The following is a 17368-nucleotide window of genomic DNA, read 5'->3' as shown; positions in this document are numbered from 1 at the left end:
GCAGGTTGCCGTAAACAAGGCCTGAACTGCCCTTCGCCTGCGGCAGGTGCAGTGATCAATTCCCTGAAACACGCCGGGAACAGGCTGATGCTCAGACTGAGCTTTGTGCCGCAGGGCTGAGCCGCACCCGGGTGTTGTGGAAGGTGCTGCCAGCGCCCAGGTCCGTCAGGGTCTGCGCCGTCAGTTCATTGATGCTCGTTCCGTCCGGCGCGGACAGGCCCCACCATGTGCCCTCCACCACCGCGGTGCCCGGCTGGGTCACGTCGGTGATCTTCACGCGGCGGCGTACCTGCCCCACCTCGCTTTGCAGCCACGCGTAGGTTCCGTCGTTCAGACCCGAACGGGCCGCGTCGTCCGGGTGGACCAGCACGTGGGGCTCACTGCCCTCGGCGCGGTTGAGATTGTCCAGCACGCCATAGGTGCTGTTCAGGAAGTGGTGCGCGGGTGGCGTGAGCAGCCTTACCGGATACTCGTCATTCAGTGTGGCCAGGGCCTCACGGTGCTGCGGCGCCGGAGAGAACTGCACCCTGCCGCTGGGCGTCTCGGCGCCATATGCATACGGCAGAAACTCTTCGGGCAGGTTGAGGCGCACGCTGCCCTCGGCCTTGAGCCGTTCCAGTGTGATGCCAGCCAAATGCGGGTGGTCCGTTTCCAGCAGGGCCGTAATCAGCTCATCCACCGTCCAGTACACGCTGGGCTCCGTCACGCCCAGGCGCTGGCCAAGTTCCTGCATGACCCACGAGTTCGGGCGGGCCTCGCCCGGGGCCTCCAGCGCGGCCGGGTTGTAGCCCAGGAAGTGATGGCCGTAGCTGGTGTACAGGTCGGCGTGCTCGGCAAAAGTGGTGGCAGGCAGCACGTAATCGGCCAGCCGGGCCGTTTCGGTCATGGCCTGCTCCAGCACCACCACAAACAGGTCCTCGCGCTGCAGACCGGCGCGCACCCGACCGGCATCCGGAGCCACCACCGCCGGGTTGGTGTTGTACACGACCAGAGCGCCCAGGCCCGCCTCCGGCCTCAGTGCACCGGCCAGCTCATTCATGTTCACATGCGGCGTGTCGGGGCGGATCAGGTGTGCGGCCCCCAGTTGCGAGCGGTTAAGCTTGAAGGCGCCGCTGGCACTTAAGCTGCAGCCCCCCCCACGCAGGCGCCAGTCGCCGGTCAGCGCCGGCAGCAGCGTTACGGCGCGCAGGTTGGTGCCACCGGACTCATGACGGGTCATGCCGTACCCCACCCGGAAATAGCTGGGACGTGTGGTGCCGATTGCCTGGGCGAAGGCACGAACCTGCCCGGCGTCCAGTCCCGTGACCTGCGCGGTACGTTCGGGGGTCCATTCTGCAGCGGCAACGCGCAGCTCTTCCACGCCGGTGGTGGCCTCGGCAATGTAGGCCTCATCGGTCCAGCCTTGCGCAAACAGCTCGTGCATGACCCCCAGGGCCAGCGCCGCGTCGGTCCCAGGCCGGATTTTCAGGTGCTCGTCGGCGAAGGCAGCGGTGCGGTTGCGGTACGGGTCCACACAGATGATCCGGGCGCCACTTTTGCGGGCAGCGGTGAGGTGGGGGGTGAGGTGGCTGTTGGTCGACAGGCTGTTGATGCCCCACAGCACGATCAGGCGGGCATGAGCCACGTCCGGCGGGTCCACCGAGTAGCGCGTCCCGTAGCCCATGCTCCACGCCTCGGTACCGGCGGTCGCACAGATGGTTTCGTCGAGTTCCGGCGTACCCAGCGCACGGAACAGGGCATGCACGTGGGTGCCTTCCATCAGGCCCATGGTGCCGGCGTAGTTGTAGCGCAGCACGCTCTGCGGACCACGCGAGTCGAGCAGCACCCGCAGCCGGGCGGCGATGTCGTCCAGCGCCTCGGCCCAGCCCACGCGCTCGAACACCGGCTCAGGCTCGGTCTTGGCATTCACGCGCCGCATCGGATACAGCGGGCGCTCCGGGTGGTTGGCACGCGCCGGATAGTGCACGGTCTTGACGCAGGCAAAGCCCCGGGTAATGGGATGTGCAGCGTCACCCGTCAGCTTCACCATGCGCTCAGCCACCTGTCCGGTTCTGGCATCCTCCACCGGCGCCACCGTGATTTTCAGGCGGCAGGCGTCCGGGCAGTCCAGCGGGCAGGTCAGCAGTACTTCACGCGTCATGCCCGAAAGTCTACGCGGCGTGCCCCGGGAACGGCAGGGCCACTTTTCACCTTTGCGGGCGGTCAATCGGGGCAAACAGCAGCCTGCTAAAGAAGTGTGGCTCAGCCCGGATACCTGCGGCCGGAGCCGCAGTCCAGCTGGCCCCACCCGATTGACCAGCCTCTGTCTAGCGCTGGCAGCAGTTCAGGCTCCAGCCTGGCGGACAAACCAGGCGTGACGACGCTCCCATTGCGCCTGCACGGTGGGCTCCAGCCCCCAGCTGGTCAGCCGGCCACAGGGCCGCAGCGCCGCCCTCAGGTCCCAGAAACGCAGCCGATCCAGGTTAAGATCGCGGTGACGTGCGTACTCTTGCGTGAAGGCGTGCATAGCCCCTTTGCCCTGTGAAAACAGCAGTTCCAGGCGGGTGTTGCCCACATCGGCCAGCGGGTCGCCCAGAGCAGCGTCTTCCCAGCCCAGAACCGCCGAGAGGTGTCCAGCCTGCCACAGCGTATTCCCCGGCCAGAGGTCACCGTGCAGCACCGACAGGCGGCCGCACTCACCCGGATCCAGATCATGCAGGGCACGGCGGATCCGGCTCCCGGACAGGGATTCGTCTGGCATAACAGGTGCCGGGCCGGGCCCAGGCAACAGCGGTAACTCCACCCCTGCCGGGTCCAGGGCGTGCAACCGGGTCAGGAACCCGGCGAGGTGCCTGAGGTCCGCAGCGGTAGTGGTCCCATTTTCGCCCTCCAGGAAGGTGGTGACCAGCCTGCCCGGCTGATGATGCACGGGGGAGGGAACGGGAAGCCCGGCGCGGTAAAGAACCTCCAGCAGGTGGAACTCCCGCGCTGCGAGGTCAGGAGCGCGGATCAGATCCTGACGCCCATACTCCCGGACCACCAGCCGGCGGCAGGGCCCACCCAGACGGACATCCAGGGCGGTGACCCGGGCAGACACCCCGCCGGCCAGAGGCCGGACGCCCAGCAACTCGGTGCCAAGCTTCAGCGCCAGCTGCTGGAAACTGCTCATGTCAGCGCAGGCGGTGTTACTGCAGGATGCCGCGGTCGACAAAGGCTTTCTTTACCGTGGCCGCTGTCTGCTCGTCGTACATGGCCCGGGCCGTCCTGACCGTCTGCTCGGCGGCGGCAACAAAGCTGGTGTCAGGCGCGAAACCGAACTGCGCGTTGATGACGATGCGGTCAGCAGTGCGAGCACCCAGGGCATTCCAGATATCCCACAGGGCGCGTGACCAGATCATGCCGTCGGCGTGCACCTGTCCCCGCAGATCCTCGGGGTAGTGCCTGTCGGTGTCGATGCGGCGCAGGCAGTGCGGTTCGGTGCTGGTGTAGCTGACCGCGTCCCAGTCCATGATGCAGCCCAGCGGAGCCTGGGTCGGCGCGCCGTTGGCTGTGGAGATGGCGTACCCGACCGTCATGGCCAGGTAGTCTCCGAAGGCCTCGCCGATGGCACCGGCCTGCAGGCTGCTCCCAAAGCCCGGCACCTGGGCAGCGTGCACCGCGTGACCATACTCGTGCACGATCACCTCGCCGTCCTCGGCATCGTCCACGCCACCCTTGCCCAGGCGCAGCCAGTTGTGCTTGTCCCACATGTAGCTGTTGTCGATCCCGTACTGGCTGACCTTGATCAGCTGCTGCTGCATGTTGACCGGGCGCAGCTCGGTGCCGAAACCCAGGCTCTGCAGGTACTTCTGGGTCTCGGTGACCCAGAAATAGGCCATCACCTGCTCGAAGCCGTCCTGGTCACGGGTGAAGCTAAAGGGTCCGGTACCGTAGACCGGCGTACCCGTCTCATTGATCACCTTGGCCCACTTACCGCTCAGGTAGCCGCTGCCGTCGAGTTCGCTCAGTGTGACGTTGTAATAGGCGCTGGCAGGAACGGCGCTGGCACTGTCTTTGTCGTCAACAAGCCCCTGATTGCCGGTGCTCTGCACCGGGTTGGGCAGAAAGACCCGCGCGGCGGCGGTGGTCTGGCCAGTTGCGGGCTTGCCATTGCCTCCCTGAGCGCTCAGCGGCGTGTCCTGACTGGCCTGCTGTCCACAGGCGCCGAGAAGAAGGGCGGTCACGAGGGCCGTCAGGCCCTGCCGGCTGAGCTTGGTTTGCATGGTGAGGGCAGTGTATCGGCTTTCAGGGCATCACCTGTACGCAACTAAGGCACCGGGTGCATAGAACACCGTCAGGCACGACAAGTCACAGATGGTTTCCCCTGTTCTGGCTGCCCGGGCAGCCAGCAGAAGTCCCGGCACTGGCAGGGACCGTGGCCGCATGGCAGAAACCAGACCATGTGGCAGTCCAGTAACAGTCAAGGATGCCTTCAGGCCGCCGCGCAGGCACAGGTTCCCAGGCGCATTCCCGATTCTGCCTGCGGGTATAGACTGCCTCCTATGATTGGAAAGACCTATACCACGATGCTGGGCGGACGTGAACTCAGTATCGAGACCGGCCGGCTGGCCAAGCTGGTCAGTGGCAGCGTCACGGTGCGCTACGGCGACACCATCCTGCTGGTCACCGCGCAGGCCCGCGAAGAGAAAAGCCCACTGGACTTCCTGCCGCTCACGGTCGAATTCGAGGAGCGCCATTACGCCGTCGGCAAGATCCCGGGATCGTTCCACCGCCGTGAGGGCCGCCCCGGTGAGAAGGCCATCCTCTCGGCGCGCATTACCGACCGACAGCTCCGCCCGCTGTTTCCCAAGGGCTACCGGCACGAAACGCAGGTGATCATCACGGTGATCTCGGCCGACCAGCAGAACGCACCCGACGTGCTGGGGCCTATCGGCGCCTCGGCGGCACTGAGCATCAGTGACATCCCCTGGGTGGGTCCCACCGCCTGCGTGCGTGTGGGTCAGGTGGACGGACAGTTCATCGTCAACCCCACCTCCGATCAGCTTTCGCGCAGCCGCATGGATCTGGTCGTGGCCGGCACCCGTGACGCCGTGATGATGGTCGAGGCCGGCGCCCAGACGGTCTCCGAGGAAGATCTGGTCAGCGCCATCGAGTTCGCCCACGCCGAGATGCAGGGCGTCATCGACCTGATCGAACGCATGCGCGCCGAGATTGGCCAGGAGAAATTCAACTTCCTGGCTGAGGGCGACCTGACCCAGGACCTCGTTCCTGAACTGGCCGAAAAGGCCCGCGCCGGAGGCATCCGCGACGCGCTTCTGACGACGAAGAAAAAGGAGCGCAGTGTCCGCACCAAAGCCGTGCGCGACGCGATCATCGCAGAATATGTACCTGATCCCAACGCAGAAGGTGCCGGGGCACGCATCATGGCCCTCAAGGACGCCTATGCCAAGGTGGAAAAACAGGAACTGCGCCGCCTGATTCTGGAAGAGGACCTGCGCGCCGACGGCCGCAACGGCCGCGCGGTCCGGCCGATCTGGATCGAGGCCCGGCCATTGCCCCGTGCGCACGGCAGCGCCATCTTTACCCGGGGAGAAACCCAGGTGCTGGGGGTAGCCACCCTGGGCACCGAGCGCGACGAAATTTTGGTGGACGACCTGACCACCGAGGACAACGACAAGTTCATGCTCCATTACAACTTCCCGCCCTACTCCACCGGCGAGGTCAAGCGCATGGGCGGGCAGTCGCGGCGCGAGATCGGGCACGGCCACCTGGCCAAGCGCGCCATCCGCGCGGTGCTGCCTTCCTTTGAGGAATTTCCCTACGTGATCCGCCTGGTGGGCGAGGTCCTAGAGTCCAACGGCAGCTCCTCCATGGCGACGGTCTGCGCCGGAGTCCTCGCCCTGATGGACGCAGGCGTGCCGATCAAGGCCCCGGTGGCCGGTGTGGCGATGGGGCTGGTGATGGAAGGCGACAGGTACCGGGTACTAACCGATATCCTGGGCCTGGAAGACGCGCTGGGCGACATGGACTTCAAGGTGTGCGGCACCGCCGAGGGCGTCACCGCCCTGCAGATGGACATCAAGGTCGGCGGCATCACGCCGCAGGTCATGCGTGAGGCGCTCGCGCAGGCCCGCGAGGGCCGCCTGCATATCCTGGGCAAGATGGCCGAGGTGCTCAGCGGCCCACGCCCCGAGCTCTCACCCACCGCCCCGCGCATCATCAGCCTCAAGATCAACCCCGAACTGATCGGCAAGGTCATCGGCCCGGGCGGTAAGCAGGTCCGCGAACTTGAAGCCATGGGCGCGCAGGTGACCATCGAGGAAGACGGCACCATCCGCGTGTTCAGTGCCGACGGCGCCGCTGCCGAGGCTGTACGGGCCCGCATCGCCGGGCTGACCAAGGAGGCCAAGGTCGGTGAGGAGTACGAGGGCACGGTAGTCAAGACCGCGCCGTTTGGTGCTTTCGTGAACCTCTACGCTGGCCAGGACGGCATGCTGCACATCTCGCAGATCAGTGAGGAGCGCCTGAACGCGGTGGAAGATGCCCTGAACGTCGGCGACAAGCTGCGTGTAAAGATCGTGGGCATCGACGACCGCGGCAAGATCGACCTGATCCGCCCTGAGCTGGAAGGCAAGATTGCGCCGCGTGAGCCGCGTGCTCCCCGTGGAGACCGCGGTGGGGACCGTGGCCCACGCCCTCCCCGGCGCGACTGAAGGTCGGCTGCCCCGCCGTCACAGGACAAGGCAGGAAGGAGGCCGCCCGAGGTGTACGGGGCGGCCTCCTTCCTGCCTTGAAATGCCAATGCTTACTCGAAAGGTGGTGGTGCACTTTCCGGATCTGCTGGGGGTTCGCCGAGGAACCCATCATCGGGAGGGGTGTCGGGTAGGGGCTCAGGTTCCGGTGGGGCTGGCTCCTCGGGCTCGTATTCCACGGTGCCGCTGGGCTGGCCGGTGGCGGCTGGAGGAGGCTCTGGCGGTGACACAGGTTCAGGGGCCGGCTGCTGGGGGGCCACTGGTTCCTGGGCCGCGGGCTCCGGGGCGGCGGGCTCATCCGCGGCTGATCCGAAATCCTGCGGTACGGGCTCGGGGTCCGGCGGCGGGTCAGCCGGCAAGGCCGCCGGGATTTCCTCCACTGTCTCCTGCGCAGGCTCCGGAGGGGCCTCCACCGGCGGCTGAGGGGCCGGTGCGCTGGGTCTGGTCTGACGCCTGCCGAAGAATCCACCGCCCTGTGCCGTGCTGCGGTCGCCATTGCGCGCCACGGGCTCCGTGTCAGCCTCGGCTTCCCGGAACGCCATGTTGACCTGACGGACCACCCGGTAGGTGATGCCCGAGGGCTGCTGAAAGGTGGCCTTCGGCTGGCCCTGCAGGGCCCCGGCGACGGCCTGCTGCCATATGGGCGTTGGGACCGTGCCGCTGTAGGCCCAGTCCGGCATGGCGCCGCCTTCCTGCTTGCCCACCCATACGGCTCCGGCAATGGTCGGGGTGACCCCGGCAAACCACAGGTCCTTGATCTCGTTGGTGGTTCCGGTCTTGCCGCCCACGTCCCAGCCGGGAATCTGTGCGCGGGTGGCCAGGCCGCCCTGAGGCTCCGTCAGGTCATTGACCACCCCGCGGATCATGTCCAGGCCCAGCCAGGCGGTCTGGGCGTCCCAGATGCGCTTGGGGGTAGGAGCAGGACGGGTGTACAGCAGTTTGCCGCGGGCGTCCTGAGCTTTACGAACCAGCGTGGGCGCGTAGTACAGCCCGCCGTTGGCAAAGGTCGCGTAGGCCGAGGCCATCTGCAGCGGGCTGGCCTCCAGCGTGCCGATACTCAGGCTCAGGCCGGCATCGCGCGGAACGGTGAAGTTCATCTCGCGCAGCTTGGCCTCGAAGGTCTGGATCCCGAGTTCCTGGGCAATGCGCACGGTGGGCAGGTTCAGGCTGTGGTCCAGCGCAAAGCGCATGGTCACGTAGCGCCCGCTCCAGCGGCGGTCGTAGTTCATGGGCTGGTAGTCACCGGCAATCGGCGCGTCCAGCACCGTATCGCTCTGCTTCCACTTGTTCTCCAGCGCCAGCGTGTACAGCAGCGGCTTGATGGCGCTGCCCACCTGACGGCGGCCCTGGGTGGCGTTGTTCCAGTCACTCGGGCGCCCGGCCGTCAGCTTCTGGCCCACCAGCGCCAGGACCTCCCCGTTGACCGGGCTGACCAGCGCGATGCCCAGAGTGGCGCCTTCGGGCAGGTTGCTGGCCTGCCGGCTGGCCTGCTCGGCGGACTGCTGGGCCTGCAGGTTCATGCCGGTGTAGATCTGCCCGCCTCCGTACAACGCCTTGCGGCCAATCAGGGGCAACAGTTCCTTTTCGACCGCCTGCAGGTAGTGCTGAAAGCGGTAGCGGCTCTCTCCGCCCTGCGCTTCCATAGTGTTGATGTTCTCCTGAAGCCGGTCGGGGCGTTCCAGTGTGGCTGTGCGCACCGTTCCGTCCGGGCTCCATCCGATGCGCCAGCCGGCCGGATAGATCTCCGTCTTCCAGGCGGCGTCCGCCTCGGCCTGGGTGACGCGGCCATCCTCGACCATGCGCGCCAGCAGGCTTTTCATCAGCGGCCTGTAGGCCTTGAAGTCCTTGTAGCGGCGGTTGGGCGCGGGAATGATGGTGGCGAGGTAGACGCTTTCGGCCAGGTTCAGGTCCGCGGCGTTCTTGCGAAAGTAGGCGTGCGCGGCGGTACCGGCCCCCACGATGTCGGTGCGGCCACCGTCGCCCCAGTACACGACGTTCAGGTACGAGTTCAGGATCTTGTTCTTGTCGAAGCTGCGGTCAATCTGGTAGGCCAGCAGCGCTTCCTTGAACTTGCGCTCCGGCGTGCGCGCACCCTGAAGATCCGAGAGCAGGGTATTTTTCACGACCTGCTGGGTAATGCTTGAGCCGCCTTCCAGATCGTTGCGCAGCAGGCCCTTGAGCAGGCCGCGCGTGATGCCGATGTAATCCACTCCGTGGTGCTCGAAGAAACGCCGGTCCTCGCTGGTGACCACAGCTTTCTGCAGCCAGGGACTGATCTCGCCCAGTTTCAGCAGGTTGCGGTTCTCACCGCTGCCGCTGCTGAGGCTGGGGGTCAGGGTCCCGACCAGCTGACCCGTGCGGTCGTACACGCGGGTCTGCCCACTGAATTCCAGCACGTCCAGGTCCGAGACGCTGGGAAGGTCACGTCCCCATGCGCCCCACAGGCCAGCCACCCCCAGGATGACCAGGACCAGCACTGCGCCAAGTAATCGAAACACCCACATCAGCGCCACTCTACCGGGCTTTGATGTGACCGGACCGTATGACCTGAGACGAGCGGAAGCGCTAAGGCCCACATGCCAGTCAGCCTACCCCCCGGCAGCCTTCCGGAACGTCCGCCATAAGCATGAGCCTTTGCCGCTTCCTTGCTCTTTCCAGTGGCTCTTTCCAGTGCGGCCCACACTTGCCCAGCAGCAAAAGCCGGTAGGATGACACGGTTTTGCTGCCCATGACCCAGCCTGCATCCCCGTCCCCATCTGCCTCCGCGCCCGACGCGGACACTGCGCGCCTGTTCCAGCCCATCGTGAAAGGAGCCGGACAGGCCATCGGCGACTACCGCATGATTGAGGATGGTGACCGCGTGATGGTCTGCCTGTCCGGCGGCAAGGACAGCTATACGCTGCTGGACGTGCTGCTGCACCTGCAGCGCAAGGCGCCCATCAGCTTCGAGATCGTGGCGGTCAATCTGGACCAGGGTCAACCGGGCTTTCCTACCCACGTCCTACCGCAGTACCTGAGCGGCCTGGGTGTGCGGCACGACATCCTGACCGAGGACACCTACAGCGTGGTCAAGGAAAAAACGCCTGAGGGCAAGACCACCTGCGCCCTGTGCAGCCGCCTGCGCCGCGGCATCCTGTACGGGCACGCACGCAGGATCGGTGCCACGAAAATTGCGCTGGGGCATCACCGCGACGACATTCTGGAAACGCTGTTCATGAACCTGTTTTTCGGTGCGCGCCTGAAGGCCATGCCGCCCAAGCTGCAAAGCGACGACGGCACCAATGTGGTCATTCGCCCGCTGGCCTACGTGGCTGAGACCGACATCATCCGCTACGCGCAGGCCCGCGAATTTCCGATTATTCCGTGCAACCTGTGCGGCACCCAGGAAAACCTGCAGCGCCGCATCGTGGGCGAGATGCTGGAAGGCTGGGAGCGTGAGCACCCGGGGCGCCTGAACAACATCCTGCGCGCACTGACACGGGTCACGCCCAGCCACCTGCTGGACCGCGAGCTGTTTGATTTCGCCTCGCTGAGTGTCACGCCGGCCGAGGGTGACCGGGGCTTTGACGCCGAGGACTATCCCGAGCGTGAGTTCCTGGCGGGCCTGGGCGAGTTGAAGATGCTGGGCTGAAAGAGACGTGTCTCCTTCAGCCCAGGCTTCCCGGGGGTCCTATGAAGAGCTCAGGCTTTTCAGCGCAGAACGGCGCTGCGCCCGAGTGCAGCGTGGGCTTCGAGCAGCAGCGCTTCGGTTTCGTTCCAGCCGACGCAGGCATCGGTCACGCTCACGCCGGGGCGCAGCGCGCTGAGGTCTGAGGGGATCGCCTGCTTGCCGGAGTGTTCGTTGCTTTCGAGCATCACGCCACGAATGGCGCTCACGCCTGCCTGACGCTGCTGCAGCACGTCGCGCCAGACCAGCGACTGCCGGGTGTGGTCCGAGCCGCTGTTGGCGTGTGAGCAGTCCACCATGACCGCTGGCGTCAGTCCGGCTGCACTCATCAGGTCGGCCGCTTCCCGCACGAACTGCGGCGCGTAATTCGGACCACCGCGTCCGCCACGCAGGATCACGTGGCCGTCCGGGTTGCCGCGCGTATGCACGATGCAGGCCTGACTGTCGTCGTCCACGGTGAAGAAGGCGTGCGCGTGGCTGGCGGCCACAATGGCGTCCACCGCCAGCTTGATTCCGCCGCCGGTGCCGTTTTTGAAGCCCATCGGCGCACTGACGGCGCTGGCCATGGCGCGGTGCGTCTGCGACTCGGTGGTGCGTGCACCCAGGCAGGCCCATGCCACGGTGTCGAACAGGTACTGCGGCGCAAACGGGTCAAGCAGTTCGGTGGCCACCGGAACGCCCATTTCCGAAACGCGCAGCATCAGTTCACGGGTGCGCTCCAGGCCCCGCGCGACGTCATTCGCGCCGGTCAGGTCAGGATCCAGCAGAAACCCCCGCCAGCCCACGGTGGTACGGGGTTTGTCCACGTACACGCGCATCTGCACTTCCACCCGGTCGGCCACCCGCTCACGCAGCGCAGCCAGCCGGCGGGCGTACGCCAGGGCCTCGTCGACGTTATGTACGCTGCACGGACCGACCACGGCCAGCAGCCGGTCATCCTGGCCGTGCACGATGGCCTGGGCAGCCCGGCGACCGGCCAGCACTGTGCGCTCGGCTTCCGGGGTCAGAGGGTAGCGGCGTTTGAGATCGCGCGGGGTGGGCAGTGGGGAAAAGCCGGTGACGTTCAGGTTCTCGGTGGTGCTGGGGGCCGGTTGACGGGTCATGAGTTCTCCTTGGAGAGCAGGTGAGCTGGGGGCAAAAGGCAAACCGCCCGGTGGCTTCCTCTGAGGGGTGCACCGGGCGGTGAGGGTGGAACAAACGCAAAGCTAGGCCCGGAGCACCCCGAACCAATAAAAAAACGCGCTGCGGACCTTCATACAGGCAGTCTACGGTTCAGGAAGAGCGCAGCCGGCAGCGGTGTCTAGCGGGGGTCGGCACCAGTACATCGGGCCTGCACCAAGCCGGCTGTTCAGGTCAAGGGGAGGGGTTAACAGGCCCATACGAACTGGAGCTTCAGGTGTACGTTCCTCCGGCGGGGCCGGCATTACTGGTCAGCAGTGCCCAGGTCCGTCAGGCATCCTCCGAACCCGCTTGTGCGCTCAGCCTTCGTCGATCTGGCGCAGGCGCTCCAGGCGGGTGGCCAGTTCTCCCATGTCCAGGGCACGCAGGGCCTTGGCGGCGCGGGTCAATCCTGCCTCGTCCACACGGCCCTCGTTCCAGCCGGCGATCAGCATCGCGCAGCCCTGCAGGGCGTCGGTTACACTTTCGCGGTGAAACATGGCCGCCAGGTTGCCGGGCTGAGCCGGCCTGGTGGCCTGCACCTGCGCCTGGGCGTCCAGGATCACCTGCATGAAAATCTGATCGAGACGCACACGGTCGTCTGCGCTGATGGCCTTCCCGGCACTCTGGGTCATGCCGCGCAGCATACCGGCCAGCCCGGCATGAAAGCGTAAACACCGCCGCAGAGACAAAGAGACGGGGTGTGGCCAGCTGGCCACACCCCGCGTCCGCAAAGGGAGAGGTCCCGTATTAGCCTCCATAAAACAGCGCTGTAAGCAGCCCACCCACCACACTGCCCAGCAGCCAGTGGGCCACACCGGCCAGCACCAGCGTAATGACCGCGCTGCCCTGGTCACGCAGATTCATGCTGGACTGCACGGCAAAGTAGCCGAACGCCACCATCACCAGGGAGATCAGCAGAGCGAGCAGCCAACCAAGGACCGGAACAATGCCGATCAACGTGCCCAGAATGGTGAGCGGCACGAAAAACAGCGCGAAGGTATACGCCACTTCCGGATAGGTCCCGGTGCCCTTGAACAGCTTTCTGCCAATCAGATACACCGCGCCGGTGAAAATCAGGAACTGAGCCGGAATCAGGATCAGCCGGGAGATCAGCTGTCCAATTACCGTGACGTCTGTATGAAAGATGGCGAAAAAGGCGGCAATGAGGGCGGAAACCACTGCGGCAAGACCCACGTAGACCAGGGCATGCCGGGTGCCGCCCCGGCGCTCGAAACGTTCGAACGTGGCCGGGCCGGGGCGGGCCAGTACGGCACTGCTCTGCGCGAACATATCGGTGATCGTGGCCTTGACCTCAGCGGTCTGGTACCTGGTGGGCTTGCTCATGGTGCAGGGTACGGGGTGGAAGAAGGAAAGGTTGCCGCTTGCGGCATCACGTGGCGTTCACGGTCATGTCGCCGGGCTGGGTCAGACCGCTGTAGAGGGCGCGCAAGGCGCCAGGAAGTGCGGCTTCCAGTGTCAGGCACAAAGGCGCCAGCGCCGGGTCATGCAGGGCAGCCTGAACCGGCGCGGCAGGGTCGGTCATGGGGTACAGCCCGGCCACCAGAGCCTGGGTATACGTCAGCAGGGTGACCCCGCCACCAGCAGGCAATGCGGGCAAGCCGCGTTCGAGCGCCTCCGCGATCGGCTCCAGCTGGGCAAGCAGCCAGTGCTTATGCTGACGGGCACGTTCCTCACTGAGCTGAACGTGGCCAGCACGGCCGCTTTTATGCCCGGCCCGATGATGGCGGTGTATTACGCCACCAAGGCGTACGTCCTGAGTTTCAGCGAGGCGGTGAACGAGGAAGTGCGGGGAAAGAGCGTGAATGTCACCGCGCTGTGCCCCGGGCCAGTCGAGACCGGGTTCCAGGCGGCGGCCGATCTGGGCCAGAGCAAGCTTTTCAGCGGTCCGAACCGGCTGGCCATGCTGAGTGCCACCGAAGTGGCCCGGATTGGGATCCGCGCCATGCTGCGCGGTCAGCCGGTGGCCGTGGCCGGCAGGATCAACCAGGTGCAGACGCTGCTTCCACGGCTGCTGCCCCGCGCCGTGCTGCCACGCCTGGTGGCGTCCGCTCAGGCGCGGCACTGATATCAGAAGCCAGTTTGGCTGCTCTGCAGGACCGGGGCAGTCGGCGGCCTGTGAAGGCGGTTTCTCCGGACAATGATCTGCCGGCACGAACCCTCAAGGTGCGAAAAGTGCGGCAGGCGAGGGCAATGGAACCCACTCCATGAGAGAATGCCGACCATGAGCGACCCCACCATGACCTCCGACGGCGCCACTACCCACTCCGGGTTTGTGGCGATCGTCGGCAAGCCGAATGTCGGCAAAAGCACGCTGCTCAACAGTTTTCTGGGCACCAAGGTGGCGCCCACCAGCCCGCGCCCACAGACCACCCGCCGGGGCGTGCGTGGCATCTTTACCACCGACACACACCAGATCGTCTTTGTGGACACGCCGGGGCTGCACAAGCCCAAAGACGCTCTGGGCAAATACATGAACCACGAGGTGCACAGCGCCCTGGCAGACGTGGACGTGATCATCTGGGTCGTGGACCTGCGCCACCCCCCCACCGACGAGGACGAGCTGGTGGGCCGGCAGGTGCGCGAGTTGCCCAAGCCCCTCTTTCTGGTGGGCAACAAAACCGACGCCGCCAAGTACCCGGACGAGGCCATGAAGCTTTACCGCGCCCTGCTCGAAGGCCGCGCGGCAGAAACCAGCGAGACGATGCTGTCGGCACAGAACGGCCCCCTGCAGGTGGCCACCCTGCGCGAGCAGATTCTGGACACCCTGCCGGAAAATCCCTTCTTCTACCCGCGCGGCGCCGCCAGTGACCAGAGCCGCGAGATGTGGGCCGCCGAGATCATCCGCGAGGAAGCCATGAAAAAGCTGCGTGAGGAGCTCCCCTACGCCGTGGCCACGCGGGTCAACCGCTGGACCGAGCGCGAGGACGGGCTGCAGCGTATCGAGGGCGAGATCGTGGTGGAGAAAAACGCCCACAAGGGCATGGTTATCGGTTCGGGCGGCAAGCAGCTGCGCGAGATCGGTCAGGCCGCCCGCAAGCAGCTGGAGGTCTTCCTGGACCGCAAGGTCTTTCTGGGCCTGGAAGTCATTGTGATTCCCGGCTGGCGCGAGGACGAGGAAGCGCTGCGCGAACTCGGATACGAGTAAGGACAGGGGCAGTCAGGGAGGCGGTGGCTCAGGCCCCCGCCTCCTGCCTCCTCATGGCGGCCCGCACGCGAAGGGCTTCCTCGTAGAACAGCTTCGTGTGGTACATGCGAATTTTTCCAGTGGCGTACAGCGTCCCGAACTCCACTTCGCTGACAAAGCGCACCTCGCTCACCTCGTGCCCCAGGACCGGCCGGAACACCGAACCCTCCAGCGGCTCGGCCAGCCAGGCGTGCCGCAGCACCAGCACCCCATCCGGAAAACGGCCCAGCAGGGCCCCCAGAAATGTGTTCAGGCGGACGCGCACGCCGGCCTCTTCCCAGGCCTCACGCGTGGCGGTGTCCTGGGGATTCTCGCCGTTCTCGACCGTGCCGCTGGGGATATGCCATAAGCCTGCCTTGCCCATCTGTCCGGGGAGCCCGCGTTCGCGGACCAGCAGAATGTCGCCGGCTCCGTTCAACACCACCACACCGGCCGCCCGGTGCGTGACCGGAACATGCAGTGACTCGCCGAACTGCACCCGCTACCAGCCCTGGCGCCCGCGCAGACCGGTGATGTGGGCAATGTGGTGGCGGCCATGCCAGGCATACATCCCCAGCAGGGTGTCCAGGGTGTAGGTGCGGCCCTGCGCCGGATGGGTCCAGGGGCGGGTCCAGTCATTCACGCCTTCCAGCGTGGCCACCCAGCGGCGGTGCAGGCTCTCCAGCAGGTCCAGGCTGACGCCGACCGGCAGCCGGGCATCCGGCAACTCGGCCCAGAGGGTCTCATCGTAGGGTCTGACATCGGGATTGGTCTCGGTCAGCGTCAGTTTCGTCCGGGTGTACGCGTTCAGGTGGCTGTCGGCCACATGATGCACGACCTGCCGGACCGTCCAGCCACCTTCACGGTAAGGGGTGCCCAGCTGATCGTCCGGCAGCCCTTCTACTGACGCCCGCAGCGCCTGAGGCAGGGCGCTCAGGGCGGCCAGCGCCCCAGACCGTTCCTCCCCGGACAGGCTGAGAGGCGTGGGCATGGGTCCCAGGGGGTAGCGCAGGTCGCTCATACCTGAGTTTCCCCTGCCTGAGGCTCGCCGGGCTGCAGCTCACTAGACTGCAACTCACCGGGCTGCGGCTCACCGGGCTGAACCGCTTTCTTCGTCCAGCGGGTCGCGTCACGCCTTTCGATCTTGTCCATCATGCGCTCAAAACCGCGCTCCAGATCCAGACCCCGCTCGTTGGCCATGCACAGGGTCACGAACAGCAGGTCGGCCAGTTCCATCTCCAGGTCACCCGGATCTTCCCCGGCTTTGGGCTTCTTGCCGTTCTTATGCGAGACCACCCGGGCGATCTCGCCGACCTCCTCGGTCAGGCGAGCCAGCATCAGGAGAGGCGGAAAGTAGCCTTCCTCGAACTGGGAGATAAACGCATCCACACGCTCGGACGCCTGCACGAAGGTCAGCGGTTGACTGGAGGTCATGTCTTCAGGCTAGCGGGCTCGGGCCTCCCATAAAGCCAAAGAACCGCGCCCGATGACAGGTGCGGTCCCAGGCAGGACTAACGGTCAGCGGATGTACAGGAACGTTTCCTGAACGTCGCGGTCGCTGGCGGCATACGGCGTCAGGTAGGCGCTGGTCGCCGCGTTCCACTGGCTGCCGTCATAGGTCCCGCGCAGGATCAGGTCACCCGTGGGGCGCGTGCGCGTGAAGATCGCGCGGACACGCTGCACGCCGCGCGGCGCGGCGACGTTGTAGGTCACGCCGTCCTGCGGACGGGGAAACACGGTGGTGCCGGCGTTCACGTAGACGTTCTGGGCCAGGGTCGTCGCGTAGCCGTTCTGGAGGGCCACCAGGGTCACGTAGCCGGCCGTGCGGGTGGTCAGCTGGAAGCGCACCGCCTCACCCACGAAATACGAACTGCCTTCCCCACGGTCCGGGGCGAAGCGGACAATCAGGTTGCCGGTGCTCCCGGTCAGGGACACATTGGGGCGCACCGTGACCGAGCAGGCACTGAGACCCAGGGTCAGCGTACCGAGGGCCAGGGCAGAGCGGACAGAAAGCTTGCGCATAAGCCCAGCGTAAGATTCATATCTGACCCGAATCTGAGGCCCGTGGCTGGATCGGCTCACCGTCTCCCACCGGGAGCAGGCGTAGCATGGAGCATGTTCCGTCGAGGCGTCCGGAGAGTGGTCCTGAGCCTGCTGCTGGCGCTGCCTGGGGCACTGGCCTCGACAGCGCCGCCGTCCACGCCTCCCCGCTCCGAAACGCCGCAGGGCCCCTATACCACCAACCGATTTTTTGAGGACCTGAAAGAGGGCCAGGTCGCGGCGGTCACGCTTGATGGCGCTGGAAACGCCAACGTAACCCTGCACAGCAGCATGCGTCCCCAGGCGCTGGTGGTTCCGCCCGACGCCACGACCCTGGCACGGATCCGCGCTGCAGACGTACCTCTGCGTATTCTGGCCGGAGGCTCGCCCCTGGGCTGGATCGGTCAGGTCATGCCGCTGCTGGTCACTGCCCTGATTCTGCTGGTACTGTGGCGCTCGTTGCGAGGGCCACAGTCCAACAACACGACGAGTCAGTTTGGGAAGTCGAAGGCGGCGGTGATCAGCGAGGGGCAGGTAAAGCTGAACTTCACCGACGTGGCGGGCTGCGACGAGGCCAAGCAGGAC

At 65.9% G+C, this 17368-nt stretch carries 16 protein-coding genes and 1 pseudogene; 5 read left to right on the top strand and 12 right to left on the bottom strand.

Features of this window, described 5'->3' with window-relative positions; translation table 11 throughout:
• Positions 1-91: 91 nt before the first annotated feature.
• From IEY49_RS06975 to IEY49_RS06965, 3 genes are all read right to left on the bottom strand, one after another.
• A complete protein-coding gene (locus tag IEY49_RS06975) occupies positions 92-2140 on the bottom strand; it encodes a molybdopterin oxidoreductase family protein (RefSeq protein ID WP_189005873.1) in 2049 nt (682 codons plus the stop codon).
• A 183-nt stretch (positions 2141-2323) separates the two neighbouring features.
• Positions 2324-3148 (bottom strand): phosphotransferase family protein, encoded by an 825-nt coding sequence (locus IEY49_RS06970; RefSeq protein WP_189005870.1) that lies wholly within the window; start codon positions 3146-3148, stop codon positions 2324-2326.
• A 16-nt stretch (positions 3149-3164) separates the two neighbouring features.
• Positions 3165-4241 carry a M4 family metallopeptidase gene (locus tag IEY49_RS06965; RefSeq protein WP_189005869.1) on the bottom strand — a complete coding sequence of 359 codons (1077 nt, stop codon included), beginning with the start codon at positions 4239-4241 and terminating at the stop codon, positions 3165-3167.
• A gap of 279 nt (positions 4242-4520) precedes the next feature.
• Between IEY49_RS06965 and pnp the strand changes: the two genes are divergently transcribed.
• Positions 4521-6692, top strand: coding sequence for a polyribonucleotide nucleotidyltransferase (gene pnp, locus IEY49_RS06960; RefSeq protein WP_189005866.1), 2172 nt, complete (start codon positions 4521-4523; stop codon positions 6690-6692).
• A 92-nt stretch (positions 6693-6784) separates the two neighbouring features.
• Here the strand turns inward: pnp and IEY49_RS06955 are convergent, their stop codons facing one another.
• On the bottom strand, positions 6785-9235 hold the full coding sequence (locus tag IEY49_RS06955) for a transglycosylase domain-containing protein (protein WP_189005864.1): 2451 nt from the start codon (positions 9233-9235) through the stop codon (positions 6785-6787).
• Positions 9236-9459: 224 nt separating this feature from the next.
• Here IEY49_RS06955 and ttcA point away from each other — a divergent pair, with 224 nt between their 5' ends.
• Positions 9460-10362 (top strand): tRNA 2-thiocytidine(32) synthetase TtcA, encoded by a 903-nt coding sequence (gene ttcA, locus IEY49_RS06950; protein WP_189005862.1) that lies wholly within the window; start codon positions 9460-9462, stop codon positions 10360-10362.
• Positions 10363-10421: 59 nt separating this feature from the next.
• Here ttcA and IEY49_RS06945 read toward each other — a convergent pair whose 3' ends face one another.
• The 4 genes from IEY49_RS06945 to IEY49_RS06930 form a co-directional block, all read right to left on the bottom strand.
• A complete protein-coding gene (locus tag IEY49_RS06945; protein WP_189005860.1) occupies positions 10422-11501 on the bottom strand; it encodes a 3-deoxy-7-phosphoheptulonate synthase in 1080 nt (359 codons plus the stop codon).
• 375 nt (positions 11502-11876) lie between these two features.
• The gene (locus tag IEY49_RS06940) at positions 11877-12191 is read right to left on the bottom strand and encodes a hypothetical protein (protein WP_189005858.1); all 315 of its coding nucleotides are present in this window, start codon (positions 12189-12191) and stop codon (positions 11877-11879) included.
• 115 nt (positions 12192-12306) lie between these two features.
• Positions 12307-12903 (bottom strand): YIP1 family protein, encoded by a 597-nt coding sequence (locus tag IEY49_RS06935; protein ID WP_189005856.1) that lies wholly within the window; start codon positions 12901-12903, stop codon positions 12307-12309.
• 46 nt (positions 12904-12949) lie between these two features.
• Positions 12950-13201, bottom strand: coding sequence for a hypothetical protein (locus tag IEY49_RS06930; RefSeq protein ID WP_229780697.1), 252 nt, complete (start codon positions 13199-13201; stop codon positions 12950-12952).
• A 30-nt stretch (positions 13202-13231) separates the two neighbouring features.
• Between IEY49_RS06930 and IEY49_RS06925 the strand changes: the two genes are divergently transcribed.
• Together IEY49_RS06925 and era are read left to right on the top strand one after the other, a co-directional pair.
• Positions 13232-13645, top strand: coding sequence for an SDR family NAD(P)-dependent oxidoreductase (locus IEY49_RS06925; protein WP_189006538.1), 414 nt, complete (start codon positions 13232-13234; stop codon positions 13643-13645).
• 156 nt (positions 13646-13801) lie between these two features.
• On the top strand, positions 13802-14725 hold the full coding sequence (gene era / locus IEY49_RS06920; RefSeq protein ID WP_189005854.1) for a GTPase Era: 924 nt from the start codon (positions 13802-13804) through the stop codon (positions 14723-14725).
• 28 nt (positions 14726-14753) lie between these two features.
• On the opposite strand, the gene IEY49_RS06915 is transcribed toward era, so the two are convergent.
• From IEY49_RS06915 to IEY49_RS06900, 4 genes are all read right to left on the bottom strand, one after another.
• On the bottom strand, positions 14754-15242 hold the full coding sequence (locus tag IEY49_RS06915; protein WP_189005852.1) for a Nudix hydrolase: 489 nt from the start codon (positions 15240-15242) through the stop codon (positions 14754-14756).
• A gap of 3 nt (positions 15243-15245) precedes the next feature.
• Positions 15246-15764 (bottom strand): YfiT family bacillithiol transferase, encoded by a 519-nt coding sequence (locus IEY49_RS06910; protein WP_189005850.1) that lies wholly within the window; start codon positions 15762-15764, stop codon positions 15246-15248.
• Complete coding sequence (locus IEY49_RS06905) at positions 15761-16177, bottom strand: nucleotide pyrophosphohydrolase (protein ID WP_189005848.1); 417 nt, start codon at positions 16175-16177, stop codon at positions 15761-15763. The genes IEY49_RS06910 and IEY49_RS06905 overlap by 4 nt, the downstream gene beginning before the upstream one ends.
• Positions 16178-16261: 84 nt before the next feature.
• Positions 16262-16765: a DUF4384 domain-containing protein gene (locus IEY49_RS06900; RefSeq protein WP_189005846.1), complete on the bottom strand. Its 504-nt coding sequence runs from the start codon at positions 16763-16765 to the stop codon at positions 16262-16264.
• A gap of 93 nt (positions 16766-16858) precedes the next feature.
• Between IEY49_RS06900 and IEY49_RS06895 the strand changes: the two are divergent.
• Positions 16859-17368 (top strand): annotated as a pseudogene (locus IEY49_RS06895) (ATP-dependent zinc metalloprotease FtsH); the annotation flags it as partial.

Source organism: Deinococcus malanensis, from assembly GCF_014647655.1.
GTDB classification, from domain to species: Bacteria; Deinococcota; Deinococci; order Deinococcales; family Deinococcaceae; genus Deinococcus; species Deinococcus malanensis.
Note: the sequence above shows the minus strand (reverse complement) of the source record. Positions and strands in the feature narration are given on the sequence as shown.

What these genes read in the sequence shown, in the direction of transcription:
- IEY49_RS06975 (WP_189005873.1), bottom strand. Translation starts at nt 2,140, where the DNA reads ATGACGCGTGAAGTACTGCTGACCTGCCCGCTGGACTGCCCGGACGCC.
- IEY49_RS06970 (WP_189005870.1), bottom strand. Translation starts at nt 3,148, where the DNA reads ATGAGCAGTTTCCAGCAGCTGGCGCTGAAGCTTGGCACCGAGTTGCTG.
- IEY49_RS06965 (WP_189005869.1), bottom strand. Translation starts at nt 4,241, where the DNA reads ATGCAAACCAAGCTCAGCCGGCAGGGCCTGACGGCCCTCGTGACCGCC.
- pnp (WP_189005866.1), top strand. Translation starts at nt 4,521, where the DNA reads ATGATTGGAAAGACCTATACCACGATGCTGGGCGGACGTGAACTCAGT.
- IEY49_RS06955 (WP_189005864.1), bottom strand. Translation starts at nt 9,235, where the DNA reads ATGTGGGTGTTTCGATTACTTGGCGCAGTGCTGGTCCTGGTCATCCTG.
- ttcA (WP_189005862.1), top strand. Translation starts at nt 9,460, where the DNA reads ATGACCCAGCCTGCATCCCCGTCCCCATCTGCCTCCGCGCCCGACGCG.
- IEY49_RS06945 (WP_189005860.1), bottom strand. Translation starts at nt 11,501, where the DNA reads ATGACCCGTCAACCGGCCCCCAGCACCACCGAGAACCTGAACGTCACC.
- IEY49_RS06940 (WP_189005858.1), bottom strand. Translation starts at nt 12,191, where the DNA reads ATGACCCAGAGTGCCGGGAAGGCCATCAGCGCAGACGACCGTGTGCGT.
- IEY49_RS06935 (WP_189005856.1), bottom strand. Translation starts at nt 12,903, where the DNA reads ATGAGCAAGCCCACCAGGTACCAGACCGCTGAGGTCAAGGCCACGATC.
- IEY49_RS06925 (WP_189006538.1), top strand. Translation starts at nt 13,232, where the DNA reads ATGCTGACGGGCACGTTCCTCACTGAGCTGAACGTGGCCAGCACGGCC.
- era (WP_189005854.1), top strand. Translation starts at nt 13,802, where the DNA reads ATGAGCGACCCCACCATGACCTCCGACGGCGCCACTACCCACTCCGGG.
- IEY49_RS06910 (WP_189005850.1), bottom strand. Translation starts at nt 15,764, where the DNA reads ATGAGCGACCTGCGCTACCCCCTGGGACCCATGCCCACGCCTCTCAGC.
- IEY49_RS06905 (WP_189005848.1), bottom strand. Translation starts at nt 16,177, where the DNA reads ATGACCTCCAGTCAACCGCTGACCTTCGTGCAGGCGTCCGAGCGTGTG.
- IEY49_RS06900 (WP_189005846.1), bottom strand. Translation starts at nt 16,765, where the DNA reads ATGCGCAAGCTTTCTGTCCGCTCTGCCCTGGCCCTCGGTACGCTGACC.